The organism is Syntrophomonas sp. UBA5494 (genome assembly GCF_002426325.1).
Window position 1 is genome coordinate 1 of the sequence record NZ_DIPG01000107.1, and the last position, 2,565, is coordinate 2,565.

Below are 2,565 nucleotides of genomic sequence, written 5' to 3' on the forward strand. Positions count from 1 at the left end.
TGTGTCAAAAAGATTAAGTAAATTTGTTCCATGCTTGATTGATAGCGATAATGCGGACCGGGCATACGGTCCATATTTATCCGTATTTATGTTATTACGGTTAAGTGTCTCAGAGAACAGCCTGACCGGGGCAGTTTCTTTTCAACGAAACCGAACCGCTGCTTAAAATACATATTTACTCGAGGTTCCCAACTCCACCACAAGGTCTTTGGCGTCAAAATAGACCAGGTCGCCGTCGTCATAGTGCCAGATGGCCTGGGAAACCGTGGGCTTCTTGATGCCGTTTGTTTCCAAATACTCACTGCAAACCGCCGACCACTTAACCTTTTCCCTGCTGCCATCGGTGGAGATAGCCTCTCTGTCATCGGTTGTAAAAGAATGCATTTCGCCGTTTTCTTTGAATGTAAAGATGCCGCTGGCAGTGATCCCATTAAACGATATAGTGGCTTTAGCATGTAAATCATCTATCTCTTCCCAGGCAACATAATCCTGCAATGCCGCGTCAGGCATAATAAGACACTCCGAAAGGAAAGTGACCAGACCGGCTTTATCCATAGCGTCTCCGCTTTGATCGAACAAGGTGAAGAGCTTGGCCAGTACTCCTCTCATTGAGCCATTACCGGCGATATAAGAATCCAGGCCTTCAAAGGGAATCCCATACATTGAGCTGTCAATATAAGCGATTCTACTCGGTTCACCAACAAAGTTGTACTGTGTGTAGTCCATAATGACTGTCGGTTTATCTCTGCCAAATGAAAAAGCAACATCTTGATAGGTTGCTTTCATATAAGACATTTTGGGAGTGCCGATATAGCCGCAATATCTGAAATATTTCTGAACTGGCCCCGGCAGAGCCGCGATTTCTGCTTCGGTAAACACACCGTTTTCAGAAGTTATTTCGGTTGATAAACGGCCGGTTATTTGGGCAAATTCCGCCCTGGTCTTCGAATATGGGATGTTAAAAAACACCGTGATCATTCCTATGATACTCAGCAGCACTCCGGCAATCACCATCATTTTCCTTTTACTCCTCTTTCTCATAACGATTCTCCATTTCAATGGCCGAGGCTATCATGTCATAGTAATTCGGCAGATACACAGATATTACCATAAATAAATCTTAAACCTTCGCATCAATAATATAACCAGCCATATCAATCTTCTGGTCTGCCTGCCTTCTATAAGCTCTTATTCCCAGTCCCACCGCGAGGTATAACAACGAAGCGAAGACTCCGTTGATTGGCGAAACCAGGATCTCTTTTCCGGCCGCGATGCTTATATAATCTGATATGACCAGCAGGTTTATTAGCGAATCCTCTACCGCATGCAAAATAACGCATGGCCAAACTGACTTTGTCACCCTAAAAAGCTCGGTAAACATCACCGTCCAAGATAAGAATGTGGTGAAAGCGACCAGTACATATACTGCCCGGCTGACAGGCATTACCGATTGTATATCTGCTTCAGGCAAAAAGACCAGGTAATATGGAACATGCCATGCGGTCCATACACAGCCAACGATGAGATATAGCTTCCAATCATCAAGATCTAATTTGATAAGTTGTGAAGTGAGATAACCACGCCAGGCTGTCTCCTCAAAGATATCTATAATAAAATTGATTAACAAAGTACTGCAAAACGCCCAAAAAACCAGCTTAAAATCAAGTCCGGACAGGTCCATCCAATCCGTGGCAGCCCCGATCATCAGAACGATTGTTGTTACAACAGGAAATATTAACACAGAAGCCAGGTACCATTTAATATTTCCTTTTAAATTGGGCTTGAAGCCCAAATCTCCCCAACGGGTCTTTGAAAACATAATAATCAGAAATGCCGTCAATAGAGGCAGAACCAACCATATCCCCATGCCCAGAGAATCACCTTTAGGTTGTCCGGGCAGGTAAGAGTCCGCCGCGACCCCTATCCACCCGCTGACAATAACAATAAAAACGAATAATCCGATATTGCGAATGGCTTGTTGATTCATTAAAAAACCTCCTCTCAATCCGTAATTTATTAAGACGCCAATGGCTTTAGACACACGCCCTTCTTTCTGTATGATTGTTGATTTTCTTATGGGGATTTGTGTTTCCGCAGTCGCTCTGAAAGTATTACATCATCAGCCGCACTGGATAATATGTCCATCAAATCTTGCAATTTATAATCTTTTGGCAGCATGCGGTTGGCAGCCATAACTGAAAGCCCCAACTGAAATATCCTCAGTTTCAACAATATGGTTTTTAACTCATCTATTGTAAAACCATCCAGTTCAGGATCTTTTTTCATCTCTTCAATTAGAGCGGGCGTCATTTTTTCATCATAGCCTCTTATGTAGCTGTTATTTTTCATGACTAAATCTCTGAAAAGAACGCTATACTCCATGGCAAACCTGAGACTTGCCTTCCCCATATCGTAAAATGGATCCCCGGAGCTTTCTTCAATTAAGAGCCGCTGGCTTATGCCTATAATCCTTTCTAATAAAGCTTCCGTCAGTTCATGGGTGTCCTTGAAATTCACATAGATGGGGGCTACTGAGCTCCCCATTTTCTCGGCGATTTTTCTCAT

The 2,565-nt window shown here is 43.2% G+C and carries 3 protein-coding genes; all 3 read right to left on the reverse strand.

The features are described 5' to 3' along the window. Positions 1–162: 162 nt before the first annotated feature. Positions 163–1,041 (reverse strand): DUF6544 family protein, encoded by an 879-nt coding sequence (locus B3W37_RS11895; RefSeq protein WP_483175915.1) that lies wholly within the window; start codon positions 1,039–1,041, stop codon positions 163–165. Between the two features lie 79 nt (positions 1,042–1,120). Further along, positions 1,121–1,987, reverse strand: coding sequence for a CPBP family intramembrane glutamic endopeptidase (locus B3W37_RS11900; RefSeq protein ID WP_483175916.1), 867 nt, complete (start codon positions 1,985–1,987; stop codon positions 1,121–1,123). An 86-nt stretch (positions 1,988–2,073) separates the two neighbouring features. Further along, positions 2,074–2,565: TetR/AcrR family transcriptional regulator (locus B3W37_RS11905; protein WP_483175917.1), on the reverse strand; the 492-nt coding region annotated here is incomplete at its 5' end.